The organism is Achromobacter sp. 18P8.1.1 (genome assembly GCF_057799415.1).
The window spans coordinates 1-18,219 of the sequence record NZ_JBYOKH010000051.1 but is presented as its reverse complement, the minus strand read 5'-3'; the positions used below and the strand labels follow the sequence as shown (position 1 = coordinate 18,219).

The following is an 18,219-nucleotide window of genomic DNA, read 5'->3' as shown; positions in this document are numbered from 1 at the left end:
CCCCAATTTCCGCTTTATGCGTCCCCATTTAAATGGGGTGTTTGGCTGCGAAATATCAAGCGCGCGATGTGGCGAAAAATGCACAGGCTCGCCCGGCGGCGCGGAAAGAGGCCGCCGGAAAGATCTCCGCCAAAAAGAAACCCGCCATGAAGGCGGGTCGGTTGTCAGGAGGTTGTGGTCGGCGTGGATGTCGGCGGGGCGGCGGAGCCGGACTCGGCGTCCGCCGGGGCAGCCGGCTTCTTGCGCGGCCGGCCACGCTGGCCGGGTGCGACGCGCCGGCTGGCCGTATGCGCGAGGCTTGCGATGAAGCTTGCGCCGCCCAGCGCCCATTGGCCCGAAACGGCTTGATCGATGCGCTGCGTTTCCTCGCGCGACAAACCGTCCTGCAGGCGTTTGCGGTAATTGGCCTGGCGGTCGAACGGCGTATTGCCGCACGCCCAGTAATCGGCGTGATCAGATTGCCACTGCGCGGGCGCCGCCGTCGTATTGCCGGTGTGGCTGGCCGCCGAGGACCAGGGCCACGAATCGGGATCTTGCGAGGCGCCGCTGCGCACGGGGTAGGTTTCCAGCCAGACCAGCGCAGGCAAGACCCATGCACCAGGTTCCAGCAGCGCGGATCGGTAGCGGCCCGCGAACACCCGGCCGCCGCGCAAGCGCGCCGCCAGATTGCGGCCCAACGTCTGCATCAGCCTGGGCAGGCCTTCTTCGTCGGCCGGTGTGGCCAGCAGCAGGATGCGGTCGTTGGCAAGCAGCCAGCCGTGAACCGAGACCCGATGGCGTTGGGCGGATTCGCCCAGCCACGTGGCCAGTTGGTTCAGGATATCGGCGGGCGCGGGCTGCGATGGCGCGGCCAGCGGCGAAATGAAGTTGGCCTGCACCAGTTGGGGCAGCCCGGGGGCGTACAGACGGGGCAGACGGGCCATAGTGTCAGGGCTTGCGTATCTGGAAGAACGGGTTGTCTTCGCTCACGGTATATAAATAGTGCCACGGTGGGCGCTGGTCAAGTCCCGTGATCACAATATGGGCACGGAATCGTTTCTTTTTTTACCGCCGGGCCCGTATGAGGGGCAGGTTAACATTTGGCGACGGAACGTCGTACCGTGGATATACCCTAACCCGCAGACGTTTTTTTCACCCCCCTGACCGGAGAAAATCCATGCCTGTGGCCTTGGAACTCATTTCCCAACATCGGTGCTTTGGCGGCACGCAGCGCTACTACCGCCATGACTCCGCCGCCATCGGCCTGCCCATGCGTTTTTCGGTCTACGTGCCGCCGCAAGCCGAGCAAGGCCCGGTGCCGGTGCTGTTCTATCTGGCGGGGCTGACCTGCACGGAAGAGACCTTCATGATCAAGGCGGGCGCCCAGCGCCTGGCAGCCGAACTGGGCGTCATGCTGGTTGCGCCCGACACCAGCCCGCGCGGCGCGAATGTGCCCGGCGAAGACGAAAGCTGGGATCTGGGCACGGGCGCCGGTTTCTACGTGGACGCCACCACGCCCGCCTGGCGCGACCACTACCGCATGTACAGCTACGTCACTGACGAACTGCATGGCATCGTCACCGGCGGCGCCCTGCCCGGCGACGCGTCGCGCACGGGCATTTTCGGCCACTCCATGGGCGGCCACGGCGCGCTGGTGCTGGCGCTGCGCAACCCCGGCAAGTTCCGTTCGGTGTCGGCGTTTGCACCCATTGCCGCGCCCAGCCTGTGCCCGTGGGGCAAGAAAGCGTTCGGCGCCTACCTGGGCGACAACGTCCAGGACTGGGCCGCGTACGACGCGTCGGCTCTGATGCGTGGCCTGACCCAGCCCTTCCCCGCCGGCATCCTGATCGACCAAGGCGAATCAGACCAATTCCTGGCCGAGCAGTTGTATCCCGACGTATTCGAGGCGGCCTGCGATGCCGCCGATCAGCCGCTGACGCTGCGCCGGCAGGCCGGTTACGACCACGGCTACTACTTCATCTCGACCTACATCGAGGATCACATCCGGTTTCACGTCGAACGGCTTGGAAAACCGGCAGCCTGAAAACGCGCTTCTATACTGGGGAGCCTGCCGCAGCAGGCTCGTGGCGCCCTGGGCGTGCCGGGCTGGGACCCGCGGTTTCCTTGAATAGGAACGCTTGATTTGATCAACGGTATCGCTCCCTTCGTCTGGATACTTCTGGGCGCCGTCGTCGTCCTGCTGCCGGGCCTGGCCATGCTGCTGGGCCGGGGCGGCCCCCGCGACGAACGTGGCCGCAAGATGTTCCAGTTTCGGCCGGTGCGGCGCCTGTTCGGCCTGATGCTGGTGTTGCTGGGATGCGTGTCGGGGCTGCTGGCACTGTCGCTGGTCCAGTTCTTCCGCCTGACCACGGACGAATCCGTGGCCCGCATCGAGGTGCGCCAGCAGGCCGAAGGCCAGTTCCAGGTCACGGCCACGGCGCCGGGCATCAGCCCCAAGCAATACGTGCTGTACGGCGACCAGTGGCAGATCGACGCCCGGGTCGTGCGCTGGAAACTGCCCGCGCTGATGGCCGGCGTGCCGCCGCTGTACCGGCTGGAGCGCTTGTCAGGACGCTATAGCGATACGGCGCGCGAGGCGTCGGCGACCCGCTCGGTCCACGCGCTGGATGACTGGCCGGCCCCCGACCTGGGGTCCTTGAAGAAAAGTTTTCCGAACTCGTTCCCCTTTGTCGATGTCCAATTTGGAAGCGGGGCCTACATGCCGCTGTTCGATGGCGCGAAATACCAGGTGTTCATGGACCCCCGCGGCGCCTTGTTCGTCCGCCCGGACGGCGAAGCGACCGCAGAAGGCCTGAAGCGCCTGGGTTGGTAGGGCCGTCGCACAGGCACCCGCAGGCCCGCCACGGCTGAGGTGTCGTGCAAATGGACGAGCAAAAAATAAACAGGGACATAATGTCCCGGTGAAACTTTGACGCACCGCAATAGTCGAATTAGCACTCCCTTTACTAGAGTGCTAACATCGAATCCATGTCGTTACCCCTTCGCTTTCCGGAGACCCCCGCTATGAAACAACCCAGTACCTCGTTGGCCGCTTCCGGCAACGCCCTGGCGTTGGCCATTGCCAATCCGGGCGCACTTGGCACGATCGACGCGTATATCTCTTCGGTCAACCGCCTGCCGGTCCTGTCCGCCGAGCGTGAAACCGAGCTGGGCCGCCGCCTGCGTGACCAGGAAGACCTGGGCGCGGCGCGCGAGCTGATTCTGTCTCACCTGCGCCTGGTGGTGTCGGTTGCTCGCCAGTACCTCGGATATGGCTTGCCGCACGCCGACCTGATCCAGGAAGGCAACGTCGGCCTGATGAAGGCCGTGAAGCGTTTCGACCCCGAGCGCGGCGTGCGCCTGGTGTCGTTCGCCGTGCACTGGATCAAGGCCGAAATCCACGAATACATCATCCGCAACTGGCGCCTGGTCAAGGTGGCTACCACCAAGGCCCAACGCAAGCTGTTCTTCAACCTGCGCAGCATGCGCCCCGATGGCCAGACGCTGGACCCGGAACAGGTCGATCACATCGCGCGCGAACTGAACGTGCGCCGCGAAGACGTGAGCGAAATGGAAGTGCGCCTGTCCGGCCGCGACATGTCGCTGGAAAACCAGGACGACGACGACGATAGCTATGCGCCGATCGCCTACCTGTCCGACGACGGCCGCCAGGAACCCACGCGGGTGCTGGAACGCGCTGCGCGCGACCAGTTGCAGAGCACGGGGCTGAATACCGCGCTGGAAGCACTGGACGCCCGTTCGCGCCGTATCGTCGAGGCCCGCTGGCTGCAAGACGACGGTGGCGCCACGCTGCACGAACTGGCGCAGGAATTCGGCGTGTCGGCCGAACGCATCCGCCAGATTGAAGCTGCTGCCTTGAAGAAGATGCGCGGCAACCTGGCCGCCTGATCCGCCGGGTTCCACCCGCTGCATCAATCAGCAAAAAGGGCCGCGCAAGCGGCCCTTTTCTTTGCACGCGACCGCCCGGGCATGCTGCGGCGGCACAGGCGCCACAATCGATCAATAAATTGATACAAATTTGGCCCTTAATTTTGCGTGATTGCAGAAACTTAATGGGGATCGCGCCGACTAACTTCATGTAGACCGCGAACTTCGGTTAGCAGTCTTGTCATCCGTCTCGGCTTCTCCTCTTTCCCCTCCCCTATGAGACGGATGCTTGCGGGGCACCATGCATATCTTGGTGCCCCGTTTTTTATGCCCGCTCGTTATGCGGCTTGCGCGTCGTCCGGCGCCAGCGCCGTATGCCACAGCGCGTCCTGCACGCGACGCACGCCGGTGGCCATCGACCCGTCTTCATAGAGTTTGATCCAGCGGTAGCCGGGCGCCATGTTGTCGACCACGTGCTTGCCGTCGCGGATGCTGAACTGAAAGCAGGTCGACGGCGTGGCCAGCATGCGCAGGTTGTGGCGGCGGCGGTCGAACTCATGATGCACATGTCCCCACAGCAGCACGCGCGCCTGCGGAAAGCGGGCCAGGCGCTTGAACAGCGCCTGCGGATTGTCGATCATCATCGAGTCATGCCAGTGGCTGTCTATCTGCATCGGGTTGTGATGCATCGCGACCAGGGTGTGGCGGCCGGGCGCGTCAGCCAGGGCGGCCTCAAGCAGGTCCAGTTGGCTGTCGGGCAAGTGGCCGGCGTTGGAGCCGGGCACCGTGGTGTCCAGCGCCACGACGCGCCAGGCGCCGACGTCGGTTACCGGCGCCGACCATTGCGGCAATTCCTGGCGCAGTACGGCCGGCTGGTCGTGATTGCCCGGCAGGCAGCGGATCTGCGCGCGGGCCAATGCCTCGGACTCGCCCAGGATGGAGGCAAAGCGCCGATAAGAAGCCGCTTCCCCGTCTTGAGACAGGTCGCCCGTGGCCATCAACAGGTCGGGGTGCTTGCCGTCGGCCTGGATCTGGCGCAGCACGGCGCGCAGGCTCGCATCGGTATTGACGCCCAGCATCGCGGTGTCGGGTTCGCCGAACAAATGGCTGTCGGTCAGCTGGACGAGCATGGCGGGCGCGTGTTGGCGCCGGGCCAGGGAATGGACGCGGGGCAAGTGCCGCTCCTGCGAAGTGGATACCGTTTGCACATTACCCAAAAAACAGGGCGTGGCGCATATTTCTTGCCCGGCTTGGGGTAACGAAACGTGCGTTCTTCATGATTCTCCTCCGTTTGCCGGCAGGAGCCTGGGAAAAAAGCCGCTATTCTTGGGGAACTTCACACACGCTTCATGATCGGGACGCGGCGCTATCCATGGATGTAGGTTTTCTTGTTTTCGGCTTGGCCGGTTTGCTCACACTGGTCTGCTTCATGCCACCGCTGGCTGGCCGCCTCAAGCTGCCGTACTCGGTGCTGCTGGCTATCGTCGGCTGTCTGCTGGGCATCATTATTCACGTGCACGGCTGGGCGCCCAGCTGGATCGGCGACTTCCTCGATTCGCTGGAACGCTTCGAGATCTCGTCTGAAACCTTCCTGATGGTGTTCCTGCCGGTGCTGCTGTTCGAGACGGCGCTGTCGATGAACGTGCGCCGCCTGATGGACGACATCGGCCCCATCCTGATGATGGCCATCGTGGCCGTGGTGGTATGTACGGTGGTGGTCGGGGTGACGCTGGACGCGATCTCCCCCTACGGCCTCGTGGTCTGCCTGCTGCTGGGCGCCATCGTCGCCACGACCGACCCGGTCGCGGTGGTGGGCATCTTCCGCGAAGTCGGTGCGCCCAAGCGGCTGACGACGCTGGTCGAAGGCGAAAGCCTGTTCAACGACGCGGCGTCCATCGCCTTGTACTCCGTGCTGCTGGCCGTGCTGAGCGGCCACGGCGAACTGACCGTCAGCGGCATCTTCAACGACTTCATCGTGCACTTCATCGGGGGCGGCCTGGCCGGCTTTGCGATGGGGCGGCTGGCCTGCTTCCTGTTCGCATGGCTGCGCGGCTTTCCCACGGCCGAAATCACGCTCACCCTGACGCTGGCCTACCTGTCCTTCTTCATCTCCGAGCACTACCTGAACGTGTCGGGCGTGGTCGCTACCGTGATCGCGGGCCTGGTGGTGGGGTCGACGGGCCGCACGCGCATGTCGCCCACCACCTTCGAATACCTGTCCAGTGCCTGGGAACAGTTCGGGTTCTGGGCCAATTCGCTGATTTTCCTGTTCGCGGCCATGCTGATTCCCAAGCTGATGGCCGCCGCCGATTGGCAGGAACTGGTGCTGGTGGCAGTGGTGTTCGTCGCGACGCTGATCGCGCGCGCCATCGTGGTGTTCGGCCTGCTGCCGCTGCTGGGGCTGACCCGGCTGGGCACCAAGGTCAGCAACCCGTACAAGGTGGTGATGCTGTGGGGCGGACTGCGCGGGGCCGTGTCGCTGGCGCTGGCGCTGGCCGTGACGGAGCAAACCGGGGTGCCCGAAGAGGCGCGCCAGTTCATCGCCGTGGCCACGACCAGCTACGTGTTGCTTACCCTGTTCATCAACGGCATCAGCCTGCGGCCGCTGATCCGCATGCTGGGCCTGAATCAGCTGTCTTCGGTGGAACGCACCATCCGCAATCAGGCCTTGGCCGTGGCGCTGGAAGACCTGCAAGGCAAGACCGACGAAGTGGCCAAGACCGAGCACATCGGCACCGAGGTCCGCGACCGCATCCGCGCCGTGTTCGACGCCAGCCTGACCAGCGTGCATGACGGCCAGGTCGGCCAGATGAGCGACGAGCAACGCGTGGCCGTGGGCCTGGCCATCGTGGCCCAGCGCGAAGAGGAAATGTTCTTCGACATTCTGAAGGCGCAGATCGTGGACTGGCGCATGGCCGAGGCCCTGCTGGCGCGGGCCGAACGGCTGGAGGACGCCATCCGCCTGGGCGGCGTGCCCGGCTTTGAACGCGCCATCGTGGCGGACGTGCGCTATTCCACGGGCTTTCGCCTGGCGCTGCGCATGCATTACCTGTTTGGCTTTCAGGGCTGGTTGGCGCGCGAACTGGGCCAGCGGTTCGCCAACCTGATGAGCAAGCGCTCCGTCGCGCAGCGGCTGATCGTGTTCGCGCGCGAGCAGGTCACGCCTCTGTTGGGCGAAGCGGCCACCCAGCGCATCGTGTCGTTGCACCAGCGCCGCCTGGACTTGATTGAAAGCGCCATGCAGGCGTTGAACCTGCAGTACCCCTCGTACGCACAGTGGCTGCAGGAAAGCTACCTGGGCCGCGTGGCGCGCGAACTCGAGCGCATCCGCTACCGCGACATGCTTGAGCAGTTCCTGATCAGCGGCGAGGTCTATGCGGACCTGATGGCGCAGTTAAAGAGCCGCTGGGCGCATATCGACACCCACCCGCCGCTGGATATCGAAATGAGCGCGGCCGAACTGATCAAGCGCGTGCCGCTGTTCGAAGGCCTGTCGCCCGATTCGCTGCGCGCGATCAGCAAGTTGCTCAAGCCGCGGCTGTCGTTGCCCGACCAGCGCGTGCTGACCCAGGGCCGCCATGGCGAGGAAATGTGCTTTGTGGCGTCTGGCGCCGTGGCCGTGCATCTGCCCGACCATACGATGATCGAACTGGGCAGTGGTGAATTCTTCGGTGAATTGGGCCTGCTGGGCGAGCAACAGATCACGCCGGACGTGACGTCGCTGGGCTACAGCAAGCTGCTGATGCTGTCTTCGCGCGATTTCCACGCCCTGCTGGCGCGCGACGAGCACTTGCGCGAGCGCATCCAGGTCGTGGCCAAGCAGCGCCTGCGCGCGATCGAGGTCTGGAAGCAGTTCTCGCAGGCGTCTGCCGCGTCAGCTGCGCCGACCCCCGCGCCGGTCTCGGCCCCAAGCCCGGCCCAGGCTGCCGAAGCGGCCGAAGCCGCGGGCGCCGAGGCGCCAGCACCGAAGGTATCGGACGAATCTGACGTCAAGGTGGCAGGTCCTCATCCGCAGCCTGCCGCCAAAGCCGACCCATCCGACTCACCGGAGCCGTCGTCCGGCATGCTGGGCGAGCCGGGGGTTGCCCCCCGCTGATTCAGATCTGGCCGGCGGCCTGGCGCTGCATGATGTCTTCGATGATCACCAGCGCCGCTTCCAGCGTGAATTCGCCGTCAGCGACCTGCTTGATGGCGGTCGCCACGTCTACCGTGGCGATCTGCATGACTTCGCCGTCCCGGTTGGCGGGGCGGGCGTCGGCCGCCAGCACGCAGGTGCTGGTCAGCACGTCTTCCACCTGATAGCCCTCGGGCAGCCGGCGGTGGATGCGCAGGATGGTGCGCAGGGGCGTGCGCTGGGCCAGGTCGGGCGCGTCCAGGCCCGCTTCTTCACCGCATTCGCGCAGCAGCGCCAGTTCCAGGTCTTCGCCGCAGCCTGCCAGGCCGCCCACCAGGGTGTCCCACATACCGGGATCGGTGGACTTGCTGAGCGCGCGCCGCGCGACCCACAGCCGCCCGTCGGGCGTCCAGGCGTTCAGGTGCACCGCCTTGGTCAGCAGGCCCAGGGGCCGCACCGCCGCGCGTTCGATCACGCCCAGCGGTTGTTCGCCGTCCATCACGTCCAGGAGTTCGTCGCGCCAGCCGCGCAGGCAGTTGGCCTGGCGCAACAGTTCCGCGACATTTTCCAGCACGGCGTTCAGCGCGGCGCCCGGGGTCAGGTCCTGGCCGATGCGCAGCGTCGTGTCGTCGCAGGCCACACCGGGTGCGTCGCGCAGCGCGTCGCACGCCGCGTGCGTGGCCCAGCCGCAGCGGCGGCCCGCAATATATAAAGCGTGCGCGCCTTCCGGGGCGGGTTCCTGCGCGCGGGCGCACAGGTCGGCATACAAATCGGGCAACTGCTTGAGCATCGTCGGGCGCCGTGATGAGGTTGGCGGTGATTTTATGCCACCCTGTTTATGGCGTGAGGTCAAGGGGCGCGTGCAGATGGGGGCGAGCCCCATGAAATCAAGAGGCCCGTCTTACATCTGTTTGCGTGTCCGCTATAATCCGCCAGTTTCTTTGTGATTTCGAGTGGGAATGCGGGGGCCGCTCTATCTCCCTGCCTAGCCCTGCCATCTAATAATTGCGCGTAGTCCTGTTGAAGTGACACTCGTGCCACTAGGCGACAAGGGCCCTCGCGCCGTGTTTCGAGGTAAGCATGAAGAAGTGGAGAGGGATACTGGGGGCTTGTGCGATGCTGATTGGCAGCGTGGCCAGCGCTCAGGTGCAAGACATGCCCGGCGGCCCGAAGGTCAATCAGCTGAACCTGCATGAAGGTGTCACGGCGATTTCGCGCGACATCATGTGGCTGCATTGGTTGCTGCTCACGATCTGTATCGTGATTTTCATCGGTGTGTTCGGGGTGATGTTCTACTCCATCTGGGCACACCGGAAGTCCCGGGGGCACAAGGCCGCGACCTTCCATGAGCATCTGGGCGTGGAAGTCGCCTGGACGGTCATCCCCTTCATCATCGTCATCGCCATGGCGCTACCGGCCACCAAGACGGTCGTGGCCATGAAAGACACCTCAAGCGCCGACCTGACCATCAAGGTCACGGGCTATCAATGGAAGTGGGGCTACGAATACCTCGACGGCTCTGCCGCCGGCGTCAAGTTCCTGTCCACGCTGTCCACGCCCCGCGCGCAGATCGAGAACCGCGAGCCCAAGGGCGAGTTCTATCTGATGGAAGTGGACAACCACATGGTCGTCCCCGTGGATAAGAAGGTCCGGGTCGTGCTGACCGCGGCCGACGTCATCCACTCCTGGATGATCCCCGACTTCGGCGTCAAGCAGGATGCCATCCCCGGCTTCCTGCGCGACGCCTGGTTCCGCGCGGAAAAGCCTGGCATCTATCGCGGCCAGTGCGCGGAGCTCTGTGGCAAAGACCACGCCTTCATGCCCATCGTCGTGGAAGTCCTGGCGCAAGCCGACTACGATAAGTGGGTTGAAGACCAGAAAAAGAAGATGGCGGCAAACGCCGACGATCCTAATAAAGAGTGGACGGAAGCCGAACTGGTTGCCCGTGGCGAGAAGGTTTTCGCCGCCAATTGCGTAGCCTGTCACCAGGCCAACGGCAAGGGCATCCCGGGCAGCTTCCCACCGCTTGACGGAGACAAGGTTGTTCTGGGCCCCAAGGCGGACCAGATCAACACCGTGCTGAAGGGCAAGCCCGGCACCGCGATGGCGGCATTCGGCGGGCAGCTCAATGATGTCGAGATCGCAGCGGTCATCAGCTATACGCGCCATGCCTGGAGCAATGCAGGCAAGGGGCAGGACCCGACGGTTCTACCGAAGGACGTCGCGGCTGCGCGTTGATCGCGCACCCACGTTCCCACCGTTAGAACCGGTTCCGTTTAGTTAGAGATACCCTGCCGTCCCCGTGGAACGGGGGCGGCACTCAGCAGGAAGGAGTCCATCATGAGCAGCGTCACTGTAGACCACGTGTCGCCGGGCCACGGCCACGGTCACGATGACCACCACCACGCCATGCCCACGGGCTGGCGCCGCTGGCTATTCGCCACGAACCATAAAGACATCGGGACGATGTATCTCATCTTCTCGTTTGCCATGTTGCTGGAAGGCGGCACGCTCGCCTTGCTGCTGCGCACCGAACTGTTCGAGCCGGGCCTGCAGTTCTTCCGCCCCGAACTGTTCAACCAGTTCACGACCATGCACGGCATCATCATGGTGTTCGGCGCCATCATGCCGGCCTTCGTGGGCTTTGCGAACTGGATGATCCCGATGCAGATCGGCGCATCCGACATGGCGTTCGCGCGCATGAACAACTTCAGCTTCTGGTTGCTGCCGGTGGCCGCGATCATGCTGACGGCGTCGTTCTTCGTGCCGGGCGGCGCCACCGCCGCGGGCTGGACGCTGTATGCGCCGCTGTCCCTGCAGATGGGTCCGGGCATGGACCTGGGCATTTTCGCGATGCACATCATGGGCGCGTCCTCGATCATGGGCGCGATCAACATCATCGTGACCATCCTGAACATGCGCGCACCCGGCCTGACGCTGATGAAGATGCCGCTGTTCTGCTGGACCTGGCTGATCACCGCGTTCCTGCTGCTGGCCGTGATGCCGGTGCTGGCCGCGGCCATCACCATGGTGCTGACCGACCGCCACTTCGGCACGGGCTTCTTCAACGCGGCCGCCGGCGGCGACCCCGTCCTGTACCAGCACGTGTTCTGGTTCTTCGGGCACCCCGAGGTCTACATCATGATCTTGCCGGCGTTCGGGATCGTGTCGGCCATCGTGCCTGCGTTCGCCCGCAAGAAGCTCTTCGGCTACGCCTCGATGGTGTACGCCACCGCGTCCATCGCCGTGCTGTCGTTCATCGTGTGGGCTCACCACATGTTCACGACGGGCATGCCGGTGACGGGTCAGCTCTACTTCATGTACGCCACCATGCTCATCTCCATCCCCACCGGGGTGAAGGTGTTCAACTGGGTCGCCACGATGTGGCGCGGCTCGATGACGTTCGAGACCCCGATGCTGTTCTCGATCGGCTTCATCTTCGTGTTCACGATGGGCGGCTTCACGGGGCTGATCCTGTCGGTGGCGCCGATCGACATCCAGGTCCACGACACCTATTACGTGGTGGCTCACTTCCACTACGTGCTGGTGGCGGGCTCGCTGTTCGCGCTGTTTGCCGGCGCCTACTACTGGGTGCCGAAGTGGACCGGCCGCATGTACAGCGAAAAGCTGGGCAAGCTGCATTTCTGGTCGACGCTGATCTCGTTCAACGTGACCTTCTTCCCGATGCACTTCCTGGGTCTGGCCGGCATGCCGCGCCGGTATGCCGACTACGCTGCGCAGTTCACGACGTTCCACCAGATGGCCACCATTGGCGCGTTCTGGTTCGGCCTGTCGCAACTGATCTTCCTGTGGGCGATCCTGCGCTGCTACATGGGCAAGGGCGAAGTCGCCGCCGCGAAACCGTGGGAAGGCGCCGAAGGGCTGGAATGGACGGTGCCGTCGCCCGCCCCGTTCCATACCTTCGAAACCCCGCCCGAAGTGAAGTGAACCCGCCTTTCATGTTCCAGGTAGCACAGCAATGACACCCGAGCAGCGCCGCCGCAACAAAATCGCAGGACTCGTTCTGCTGGCCTTCGTCCTTGCCGTGTTTGCCTGGACCGTGTTGCGGGGTTCGGCGCTGCTGACCGGCAATGCGGTCGGCTAGGCCAAGGCCATGAGCGATGACCTGCACGAAACCTCTCGGCGCAAGCTGAGTTTCCTTCAGACGATGAAGGCGGTGGCGTGGGGGTTCTTCGGCGTGCGCAAGGGCGCGGGCTACCGGGAAGACAGCGCCCGGCTGAACCCGGTGCACGTGATCGTGGCCGGGCTGCTGGCAGCGGCAATCTTCGTTACTGTGCTGGTATTAATTGTGCGTTGGGCGGTTTCCAGCCTGACTTGAATCACTTAATCTAAAAATCTGTACCAGGGAGAAAGCCATGAGTGCAAGCCACTCGGTTCAAGGTAAAGAGGCACCGTACTACTTTGTGCCCGCCGACTCGGGGCACCCCGTGCGTACGGCGGTGGCGCTGCTGTTCATGGGGCTGGGCGCCGCAGCCTGGATCAACGGCGTCAGCTGGGCTAAATGGTCCGTGCTGGCGGGATTCATCGGGCTGATCGTCGTGCTGTACTACTGGTTCGGCGACGCCATCCAGGAATCCGAAGCCGGCATGAACAGCAAGCGCATCGACGGTTCGTACCGTTGGGGCATGAGCTGGTTCATCTTCTCGGAAGTGATGTTCTTCGCCGCGTTCTTCGGCGCGCTCTGGTACACGCGCACGATCACCACGCCGTGGCTGGGCGACATCGATCACCGCCTGATGCTGTGGCCCGACTTCAAGGCCGCCTGGCCCAACTTCGGTCCGGCCGGCGTGGTCGAACAGTTCCAGACGGTGGGCCCGTTCTGGCTGCCCACCATCAACACCGCGCTGCTGCTGTCCTCGGGCGTCACGCTGACCATCGCCCACCATGCGCTGCGCGAGAACCACCGCGGCAAGACGATGTTCTGGCTGGCCGCCACGGTCATCCTGGGCTTCATCTTCGTGGCCTGTCAGGCCGCCGAATACCACCACGCGTACACGGAGCTGAACTTGAAGTTCAACTCGGGCGCGTACGGCTCGCTGTTCTACATGCTGACCGGCTTCCACGGGTTCCACGTGATCCTGGGCGCCACCATGCTGACCGTCATCCTGATCCGCCTGATCCGGGGCCATTTCACCGCCGACCACCACTTCGGTTTTGAAGGCGCGGCCTGGTACTGGCACTTTGTGGACGTGGTTTGGCTGGGCTTGTACCTGTTCGTCTACTGGTTCTGACGCAGGTGGGCACGGATCCGCTCTGCGGCGCAGGGCGGGTAAAGCGCGATAGGGGGCCAGGCGGCGACAATGCCGGGCACCGATCGCGCTTTGTTGCGATGGGGGCGGGAACCGATGCCCCGCGGGCCTATCTAAGCCCGGTGCTTTCGATCCAGCCCATGTGATGGGCGAACAGCACGAACAGGAACAGGGCGACCGACAGCCCGATGCGCACCGTCAGCGCATTGACGGTACGGCTGGTAGTGCCTTTGTCCCGCATCAGGTAGACCAGGGCGGATGCCAGGCTGGCCAGAATACCGATGAAGGCCAGTACGACGAAAACGCGCATGGTGGTCTCCGGACAAAACAGAGTTAGCAACGATACATGGCCCGACCGCATTCAACCCGCTACACGGTAGCCGCCCTACTCCTGCTTGGCATCGCCGTGGTGATTCTGGTGTCGCTGGGGCAATGGCAGTTGCGTCGCAGCGACGAGCGACGCGCCATTCTGGCGGCGATCGAAGCGGGCCGCAAGCAGGCGCCGCTGATGCTGACCCCGGCAACGCCTTCCGACGACATGACCGCGTGGCGCGTGGCCCAGGCCAGCGGCGCGTGGCTGCCGCAATTCAGTGTACTGCTGGACAACCGCAACCACGACGGCAGGCCCGGCTATTGGCTGGCCACGCCGCTGCTGTTGGACGTGTCGTCGCGGCAGGCGGTGGTGGTGTTGCGCGGCTGGCTGCCGCGGGTGATCCAGGGCCAGGGCGAACCGCAGCTTCCGGCCACGCCAGAAGGCATGCAGACCATCACCGGCGAACTCTCCGACCGCGTGCCACGCATGTTCGAGCTGTGGTCGATGGGCGGGCAGGACCAGTCCGCGTTGCCTCGCGCCTTGCCCGTGGCGGGCGGCAGCGTGCCGCAGGTGCAGAACCTGCCGCTTGCCGACTATGCCCGCGCGACGGGGCTGAACCTGTTGCCGGTCGTGCTCAGCCAGACAGGGCAAGACCCGGCCGCCGCCGACGGCCTGGTCCGCGACTGGCCGCAGCCGTCAGTGGATTTCCAGAAGAACACGTCTTACGCCGTGCAGTGGTTCGCGTTTGGTCTGATAGCCGCCATCGCATGGCTGGTGGTGCTGGGGGGCGCCATCAAGCGCATGCGCCAACGCGCGCAGAGCGGCCCTCGGGCCTGATGCGCACGTCAATGAATGAATCATCCAGGATATAAAGTGGCTCGCGAAATTTCACCTGACAAACCGGCACGCAAGCGCTCATTGATGCCCATGCTGCTGGTGTTCCTGTGTTCGTTGGCGCCGATCGTGGCCGCCTTCGTGGTGTACATGAACCCGCAGTGGTGGCCGGCGGATTCCAGCAATTACGGCACCCTGGTGTCGCCGCAGCGCCCCATGCCGGCCGCGGGCGACCTGAAACTGACGACGCTGGACGGCAAGCCGTTCGACCTGCAAAGCCTGAAAGGCAAGTGGCTGCTGGTGACGGCCGACGGCGCGGCCTGCCCGGAAAGCTGCGCCCGCAAGCTCTACATCACGCGCAACAGCCACGCCAGCCAGGGCAAGAACGTGGACCGCCTGGCGCGCGTCTGGTTCATCACCGACAATGCGCCCGTGCCGGACAAGGTGCTGGAAGCCTACAAGGGCACGGTCATGCTGCGCGCCGACCCGGACCAGCTGGCGCGCTACCTGCTGGCGCGGGATGCGGCCGCCGGCCAGCCGGGGCTGCCGGAGCCGATCTGGGTGATCGACCCGCTGGGCAACCTGATGATGCAGTACCCTGCCGAGGCCGATGGCGTGAAAGTGCGCAAGGACATCAGCAAGCTGGTCTATAACTCGAGGATAGGGTGACCCCACCGATAGTGGGATGGCCGAGTGCCGCGGGATCCGCGCGGCGCGGCAGAGTCATGGTTTAGGGAAATGGAACGTATCAAAGCGCGGTACCGCAAACTTGTTTTTTTCACCTGGTTCCTGACCTTGGACCTGATCATGTTCGGCGCCTTCGTGCGCCTGACGGATTCGGGCCTGGGTTGCCCTGATTGGCCGGGCTGCTACGGCAGCGTGACGCCGCTGGGCGCGCAGGGCGACATCCACCAGGCGTCCCAGGCGATGCCCTTCGGGCCGGTGACGATGTCCAAGGCCTGGATCGAAATGATCCACCGTTACGTCGGAACCATCCTGGGCATGCTCATCATCGGCATCGTCTACATGGCGTGGCGCTATCGCCGCGAACTGGGCCGTTCGCCCGCGCTGGCCATCACGACGCTGGTGGCCGTGTGCGTGCAGGGCGCGTTCGGCGCCTGGACCGTCACGCACAAGCTGATGCCGGCCGTGGTGACCTCCCATCTGGTGTTCGGGCTGTCGGTGCTGGCGCTGATGACGTGGCTATCGGCCCGCGAACGCCCGCATCTGGCCATCGGCGCCGCGGCTGCCCGGTGGAAACCGTGGGTGGCAGTCGGCTTCGGGCTGTTGCTGGTGCAGGTGACGCTGGGTGGGTGGGTCAGCACCAACTATGCCGCGCTGGCCTGCATGGACTTCCCCATGTGCCACGGGCAGTGGGTGCCGGACATGGACTTCCACGGCGGCTATTCGGTGATCCGCGGCCTGGGCGAACTGCCCTCGGGCGAGATGATCTCGCAGCCGGCGCTGACCGCGATCCACTGGGTGCACCGCAACTTCGCCTTCGTCGTGTTCCTGTACCTGGGCACGCTGGCCTGGCGGCTGCGGGCCGAACCCGGCCTGCGCGGCCCCGCCACGCTGATGCTGGCGCTGCTGGTCGCGCAGTTGTTCACCGGCCTGACCACCATCTTCTTCCAGTGGCCGCTGCTGATCGCCGTGCTGCACAATGGGGGCGCCGCCGGGCTGACCTTGGCTGCGGTGGTGCTGATGGTGCGTTTGTCCACGGCGGGACGCGCACCGGCGGGGGGCTATGGCCCCAATTCGGTGCGCGTTTAAAATAGGGTCCACTATGACCAGTCTTGCCGCTCCTCAACCCGGATTGTTCCGCCAATACTTCGTACTCACCAAGCCGCGCGTCACGCAGCTGGCGGTGTTTTGCGCAGTCATCGGCATGTTTCTTGCCGCACCGGGCATTCCCGATATGCGCCGCGTGCTGTTCGGCACGCTCGGCATCTGGCTGCTTGCCGCAGCCGCTTTCGCCATCAACTGTCTGATCGAACAGGAAGTCGACGCGCGCATGCTGCGCACCGCGCGCCGCGCCACCGCCCAGGGCACCATCTCGGCCTTCCAGGTGCTGAGCCTGTCTGGCCTGCTGGGCGGCGCGGGCATGTTCGTGCTGTATACGCTGGTGAACCCCCTGACCATGTGGCTGACCTTCGCCACTTTTGTGGGCTACGCCGTCATCTACACCGTCATCCTCAAGCCGCGCACGCCGCAGAACATCGTGATCGGCGGGCTGTCGGGCGCGATGCCGCCGGCGCTGGGCTGGGCCGCCGTGGCGGACTCGGTGCCGGCCGAGGCCTGGGTGCTGGTGCTGATCATCTTCATCTGGACGCCGCCGCACTTCTGGGCGCTGGCCCTGTACCGCAACCACGACTACGCCAAGGCCGGCCTGCCCATGCTGCCGGTCACGCACGGCAACCAGTTCACACGCCTGCATATCCTGCTGTACAGCGTGGCGCTGGTGGCCACGACGCTGTTGCCCTACGCCATCCGCATGAGCGGCGAGCTGTATCTGTTGTCGGCCCTGGTGCTGGGCGGCATGTTCGTCTCGTATGCGTGGCGCCTGTACCGCGCCTACAGCGACCAGCTTGCGCGCAGCATGTTCCGTTTTTCCATTCTCTACCTGGCGCTGCTGTTCGGCGCCCTGCTGGTGGACCACTGGGTCGGCCTGCTGCGCTGACCCCCTGGAGGTTGTTGATGTCCGTGTTTTCCGCCAGCCGCCGGCTGGCCCTGCGCTTCGGCGCTGCTGCCGCCTTCGCCGCCGCTCTTGCCGCTTGCGGTGAAAGCGCGCCCACGTTCAAAGGCAGCGACATCAGCGGCACCCAGCTGGGCCGCGGCATGGAGCTGACCGACACCAATGGCAAGACGCGCCAGTTGTCCGACTTCGCCGGCAAGGTCGTCGTGGTGTTCTTCGGGTTCACGCAGTGCCCGGACGTGTGCCCCACGTCGTTGGCCGAACTGACCGAAGTCATGAAGAATCTGGGTCCGGACGCCGATCGCGTGCAGGTGCTGCTGATCACGGTGGACCCGGAGCGTGACACGCAGGAAGTGCTGAAGCAGTACGTGACGGCCTTCGATCCGCGCTTCCTGGGCCTGACCGGCACGCCGGACCAGGTCAAGAAGGCGGCCGCGTCGTTCAAGGCTTACTACGCCAAGGCGCCGACCAAGGACGGCAACTACACGATGGACCACACCGCCGCGTTCTACCTGCTGGACGGCAAGGGCGAATCCCGCGTGCTGGCCAACAACAACCTGGGCGTGGACGCCCTGACGCACGACATCAAGGCCCTGCTGAAAGGCTGATCAGGGATGGGACGGGGCGCGCGCGCCTGAAGCAGCCCAGCCGGCCAGCGCCGCCTGGGCTTTTTCATTGAGTTCGGCGACCGCGATGTCGTGCCGGTGCGAAATGATCATCAAGGCGTAGGGCGTGGCCAGCGCCGCGGCTTCGGGGCACAGGCGCGATTCCTCGCCGACCGACGGCGAGACGTTGCGCCAATAGTTGATCGCCTGTTCGAGCTGGGGCAGGGAAATGGAATCCATGCGCCTATTGTCCACGAATGAGATGGCCTGTCTACCGGGCTTGCGCCTGCAAAGAAGCGTCACCATCGCAACATGCCGAAACCGCGCCCGGGTGCTATACCGATGCCGGTTAGTTACGATGGAGCTTCTTCATGAATACCACCCGAATCGAGAATTCGCGCCGCGGCCTGCATCCGCTGGTCGCGGCGGCGGCGATTGCCGTAATTGTCATGTGCGCGGTGGGCGTGGCCGCGGTGTTGGGCTGGTTGCCTTCGCCATCGGCCAATCCGCACGCGGATGCG

Annotated in this window: 19 protein-coding genes; 14 read left to right on the top strand and 5 right to left on the bottom strand. The window is 64.8% G+C overall.

The genetic code is table 11. From position 1 onward, the window contains the following. Window positions 1–164: 164 nt before the first annotated feature. Window positions 165–923, bottom strand: a complete 759-nt coding sequence (locus AC27VE_RS24955; RefSeq protein ID WP_006224558.1) for a hypothetical protein — start codon at window positions 921–923, stop codon at window positions 165–167. Window positions 924–1,156: 233 nt separating this feature from the next. Between AC27VE_RS24955 and fghA the strand changes: the two genes are divergently transcribed. From fghA to rpoH, 3 genes are all read left to right on the top strand, one after another. Next, the gene (fghA, locus tag AC27VE_RS24950; RefSeq protein WP_488705289.1) at window positions 1,157–2,023 is read left to right on the top strand and encodes an S-formylglutathione hydrolase; all 867 of its coding nucleotides are present in this window, start codon (window positions 1,157–1,159) and stop codon (window positions 2,021–2,023) included. A gap of 99 nt (window positions 2,024–2,122) precedes the next feature. Next, entirely contained in the window at window positions 2,123–2,812 is a 690-nt protein-coding gene (locus AC27VE_RS24945; RefSeq protein ID WP_488705288.1) for a hypothetical protein, read from the top strand. Window positions 2,813–2,967: 155 nt separating this feature from the next. After that, complete coding sequence (gene rpoH, locus AC27VE_RS24940) at window positions 2,968–3,888, top strand: RNA polymerase sigma factor RpoH (protein ID WP_427958492.1); 921 nt, start codon at window positions 2,968–2,970, stop codon at window positions 3,886–3,888. Window positions 3,889–4,205: 317 nt separating this feature from the next. Here rpoH and AC27VE_RS24935 read toward each other — a convergent pair whose 3' ends face one another. Continuing rightward, the gene (locus tag AC27VE_RS24935) at window positions 4,206–4,997 is read right to left on the bottom strand and encodes a phosphodiesterase (RefSeq protein WP_488705300.1); all 792 of its coding nucleotides are present in this window, start codon (window positions 4,995–4,997) and stop codon (window positions 4,206–4,208) included. A gap of 242 nt (window positions 4,998–5,239) precedes the next feature. Between AC27VE_RS24935 and AC27VE_RS24930 the strand changes: the two genes are divergently transcribed. Next, window positions 5,240–7,963 carry a cation:proton antiporter gene (locus AC27VE_RS24930; RefSeq protein WP_488705287.1) on the top strand — a complete coding sequence of 908 codons (2,724 nt, stop codon included), beginning with the start codon at window positions 5,240–5,242 and terminating at the stop codon, window positions 7,961–7,963. Window position 7,964: 1 nt separating this feature from the next. Here AC27VE_RS24930 and AC27VE_RS24925 read toward each other — a convergent pair whose 3' ends face one another. Then, the gene (locus AC27VE_RS24925) at window positions 7,965–8,771 is read right to left on the bottom strand and encodes an NUDIX hydrolase (RefSeq protein WP_488705286.1); all 807 of its coding nucleotides are present in this window, start codon (window positions 8,769–8,771) and stop codon (window positions 7,965–7,967) included. 290 nt (window positions 8,772–9,061) lie between these two features. Here AC27VE_RS24925 and coxB point away from each other — a divergent pair, with 290 nt between their 5' ends. From coxB to AC27VE_RS24900, 5 genes are all read left to right on the top strand, one after another. Further along, window positions 9,062–10,219: a cytochrome c oxidase subunit II gene (gene coxB, locus AC27VE_RS24920; protein WP_035213042.1), complete on the top strand. Its 1,158-nt coding sequence runs from the start codon at window positions 9,062–9,064 to the stop codon at window positions 10,217–10,219. 102 nt (window positions 10,220–10,321) lie between these two features. Beyond that, window positions 10,322–11,929 (top strand): cytochrome c oxidase subunit I, encoded by a 1,608-nt coding sequence (gene ctaD / locus AC27VE_RS24915; RefSeq protein WP_006224566.1) that lies wholly within the window; start codon window positions 10,322–10,324, stop codon window positions 11,927–11,929. A 31-nt stretch (window positions 11,930–11,960) separates the two neighbouring features. Then, window positions 11,961–12,086, top strand: coding sequence for a cytochrome oxidase small assembly protein (locus AC27VE_RS24910; protein WP_006224567.1), 126 nt, complete (start codon window positions 11,961–11,963; stop codon window positions 12,084–12,086). Between the two features lie 9 nt (window positions 12,087–12,095). Then, window positions 12,096–12,320 (top strand): DUF2970 domain-containing protein, encoded by a 225-nt coding sequence (locus AC27VE_RS24905; protein WP_088589733.1) that lies wholly within the window; start codon window positions 12,096–12,098, stop codon window positions 12,318–12,320. A 37-nt stretch (window positions 12,321–12,357) separates the two neighbouring features. Further along, window positions 12,358–13,233: a cytochrome c oxidase subunit 3 gene (locus tag AC27VE_RS24900; RefSeq protein ID WP_006224569.1), complete on the top strand. Its 876-nt coding sequence runs from the start codon at window positions 12,358–12,360 to the stop codon at window positions 13,231–13,233. A gap of 127 nt (window positions 13,234–13,360) precedes the next feature. Here AC27VE_RS24900 and AC27VE_RS24895 read toward each other — a convergent pair whose 3' ends face one another. Further along, entirely contained in the window at window positions 13,361–13,561 is a 201-nt protein-coding gene (locus AC27VE_RS24895; RefSeq protein WP_006224570.1) for a twin transmembrane helix small protein, read from the bottom strand. Window positions 13,562–13,597: 36 nt separating this feature from the next. Between AC27VE_RS24895 and AC27VE_RS24890 the strand changes: the two genes are divergently transcribed. The 5 genes from AC27VE_RS24890 (at window position 13,598) to AC27VE_RS24870 (ending at window position 17,701) form a co-directional block, all read left to right on the top strand. Next, window positions 13,598–14,401, top strand: a complete 804-nt coding sequence (locus AC27VE_RS24890; RefSeq protein WP_280027269.1) for an SURF1 family protein — start codon at window positions 13,598–13,600, stop codon at window positions 14,399–14,401. An 84-nt stretch (window positions 14,402–14,485) separates the two neighbouring features. Further along, window positions 14,486–15,067: an SCO family protein gene (locus AC27VE_RS24885; RefSeq protein WP_006224572.1), complete on the top strand. Its 582-nt coding sequence runs from the start codon at window positions 14,486–14,488 to the stop codon at window positions 15,065–15,067. A 69-nt stretch (window positions 15,068–15,136) separates the two neighbouring features. After that, window positions 15,137–16,171 (top strand): COX15/CtaA family protein, encoded by a 1,035-nt coding sequence (locus AC27VE_RS24880; protein ID WP_006224573.1) that lies wholly within the window; start codon window positions 15,137–15,139, stop codon window positions 16,169–16,171. Window positions 16,172–16,184: 13 nt separating this feature from the next. Next, the gene (cyoE, locus tag AC27VE_RS24875) at window positions 16,185–17,078 is read left to right on the top strand and encodes a heme o synthase (protein ID WP_006224574.1); all 894 of its coding nucleotides are present in this window, start codon (window positions 16,185–16,187) and stop codon (window positions 17,076–17,078) included. Between the two features lie 17 nt (window positions 17,079–17,095). After that, a complete protein-coding gene (locus AC27VE_RS24870; protein WP_006224575.1) occupies window positions 17,096–17,701 on the top strand; it encodes an SCO family protein in 606 nt (201 codons plus the stop codon). Here the strand turns inward: AC27VE_RS24870 and AC27VE_RS24865 are convergent, their stop codons facing one another. Continuing rightward, a complete protein-coding gene (locus AC27VE_RS24865) occupies window positions 17,702–17,938 on the bottom strand; it encodes a DUF3717 domain-containing protein (protein WP_488705285.1) in 237 nt (78 codons plus the stop codon). Window positions 17,939–18,219: the final 281 nt, after the last annotated feature.

Coding starts and splice junctions, on each gene's coding strand:
- AC27VE_RS24895 (WP_006224570.1), bottom strand. CDS start 13,561: ATGCGCGTTTTCGTCGTACTGGCCTTCATCGGTATTCTGGCCAGCCTG.
- coxB (WP_035213042.1), top strand. CDS start 9,062: ATGAAGAAGTGGAGAGGGATACTGGGGGCTTGTGCGATGCTGATTGGC.
- fghA (WP_488705289.1), top strand. CDS start 1,157: ATGCCTGTGGCCTTGGAACTCATTTCCCAACATCGGTGCTTTGGCGGC.
- ctaD (WP_006224566.1), top strand. CDS start 10,322: ATGAGCAGCGTCACTGTAGACCACGTGTCGCCGGGCCACGGCCACGGT.
- AC27VE_RS24935 (WP_488705300.1), bottom strand. CDS start 4,997: ATGCTCGTCCAGCTGACCGACAGCCATTTGTTCGGCGAACCCGACACC.
- AC27VE_RS24890 (WP_280027269.1), top strand. CDS start 13,598: ATGGCCCGACCGCATTCAACCCGCTACACGGTAGCCGCCCTACTCCTG.
- AC27VE_RS24865 (WP_488705285.1), bottom strand. CDS start 17,938: ATGGATTCCATTTCCCTGCCCCAGCTCGAACAGGCGATCAACTATTGG.
- AC27VE_RS24930 (WP_488705287.1), top strand. CDS start 5,240: ATGGATGTAGGTTTTCTTGTTTTCGGCTTGGCCGGTTTGCTCACACTG.
- rpoH (WP_427958492.1), top strand. CDS start 2,968: ATGTCGTTACCCCTTCGCTTTCCGGAGACCCCCGCTATGAAACAACCC.
- AC27VE_RS24900 (WP_006224569.1), top strand. CDS start 12,358: ATGAGTGCAAGCCACTCGGTTCAAGGTAAAGAGGCACCGTACTACTTT.
- AC27VE_RS24870 (WP_006224575.1), top strand. CDS start 17,096: ATGTCCGTGTTTTCCGCCAGCCGCCGGCTGGCCCTGCGCTTCGGCGCT.
- AC27VE_RS24955 (WP_006224558.1), bottom strand. CDS start 923: ATGGCCCGTCTGCCCCGTCTGTACGCCCCCGGGCTGCCCCAACTGGTG.
- cyoE (WP_006224574.1), top strand. CDS start 16,185: ATGACCAGTCTTGCCGCTCCTCAACCCGGATTGTTCCGCCAATACTTC.
- AC27VE_RS24905 (WP_088589733.1), top strand. CDS start 12,096: ATGAGCGATGACCTGCACGAAACCTCTCGGCGCAAGCTGAGTTTCCTT.
- AC27VE_RS24880 (WP_006224573.1), top strand. CDS start 15,137: ATGGAACGTATCAAAGCGCGGTACCGCAAACTTGTTTTTTTCACCTGG.
- AC27VE_RS24885 (WP_006224572.1), top strand. CDS start 14,486: ATGCCCATGCTGCTGGTGTTCCTGTGTTCGTTGGCGCCGATCGTGGCC.
- AC27VE_RS24925 (WP_488705286.1), bottom strand. CDS start 8,771: ATGCTCAAGCAGTTGCCCGATTTGTATGCCGACCTGTGCGCCCGCGCG.
- AC27VE_RS24910 (WP_006224567.1), top strand. CDS start 11,961: ATGACACCCGAGCAGCGCCGCCGCAACAAAATCGCAGGACTCGTTCTG.